Consider the following 1,004-nt stretch of genomic DNA (forward strand, 5'->3'; position numbering starts at 1 on the left):
AACACGGGCCGATCACTACGAACAGACGGTGATCGGTGCCATCAAGAATGTTGCGAATGACTTCGCGGCCCTTGGTGACGGTGCGCAGGGCAGCGTCGCTCAGAGGAATATCACGCTTGAGCTGATCGGGAGTGATCAGGGTCTCGTTAGAGGCGACGTTTAGGTCGTTGATCGGTAAATCAGCCATCGTTTACTCGTCAGGTCACGGGTGCCGGCCGCCAGCGATCCCCGCGCGGCGGAGCACAGCAGATTTAAGCGCGTCGGGGAGCGGAACCTTAGCGCGTCAGACGCTGCTCGACAATGGGCACGTAACGCTTTAGAAAACTGCGTCAGTCCGGCACAGGCTGGGCGAAAGCCTTGCGCACGCTGTCGTGGGAGAACTCGTCGGCATGCTGTTCGACCCATTGCAGGGCCAGTGCCTGAATATCCTGCAGATCTTCGTGGGCGTCGTTCATGCGGCAGAAACGCTCGATCTGACACACTTGCTCACCCATTCTTGCGCTGAACAGCGTCTGTTCGTCAGTGAAGGCGATCCCCACCAGATAACCTTTTTTGCGCCGCAGACACCACGCCACGTAGCCCGGATAGCAGATATCGGCATTGAGCGTCGGCATGCGCACTTGCAGCGCCGTGCCGTGGCGCCAGGCGCGGTGGTAATTGCAAGCGATGCCGCCGAGGCTGATAGTGTGCAGCTGTTGCCTGGAAATACACTCAGGCTTGAGCAAGGTTAATTCAACCGGCACCTCGTCCGGATGAGGAATGAAACGTCCCATGAGCACAGACTCCCTGTGTCGGCCATTTGACATTGTTTCCCCCAGTATAGTGGTCGAATCCGAGCTGACCGATTTCGACGCCGACCAGCGGCTGCTGGCAATGAGCGGCGTTTCCCTGGTGATTTTCACCAGTGTCGGCTGTGCCAGTTGCCGTTATGCCCGCGAGGTGTTGCCGGGACTCGATCTGGCAATCGATCAGTTGTGCTGGATCGATGCCGGCGCCAACGGCGG

General features: G+C 59.0%; 1 protein-coding gene and 2 pseudogenes. 1 reads left to right on the forward strand and 2 read right to left on the reverse strand.

All coding sequences use genetic code 11. The annotated features are described in order from the left end of the window. A pseudogene (locus tag DBR24_RS24220) lies at positions 1 to 187 on the reverse strand (3-deoxy-7-phosphoheptulonate synthase); the annotation flags it as partial. Between the two features lie 142 nt (positions 188 to 329). Continuing rightward, positions 330 to 773, reverse strand: coding sequence for a PilZ domain-containing protein (locus tag DBR24_RS24225; RefSeq protein WP_123466561.1), 444 nt, complete (start codon positions 771 to 773; stop codon positions 330 to 332). On the opposite strand from DBR24_RS24225, the pseudogene DBR24_RS33550 reads away from it, so the two are divergent. Next, a pseudogene (locus DBR24_RS33550) lies at positions 772 to 1,004 on the forward strand (thioredoxin); the annotation flags it as partial. The gene DBR24_RS24225 and the pseudogene DBR24_RS33550 sit on opposite strands and share 2 nt — an antisense overlap.

The sequence above is a fragment of the Pseudomonas sp. HMWF006 genome, assembly GCF_003061205.1.
In the GTDB taxonomy this organism is placed as follows: domain Bacteria; phylum Pseudomonadota; class Gammaproteobacteria; order Pseudomonadales; family Pseudomonadaceae; genus Aquipseudomonas; species Aquipseudomonas monsensis.

Excerpts from the sequence above, each read along its gene's own strand:
- DBR24_RS24225 (WP_123466561.1), bottom strand. The coding sequence starts at position 773 with ATGGGACGTTTCATTCCTCATCCGGACGAGGTGCCGGTTGAATTAACC.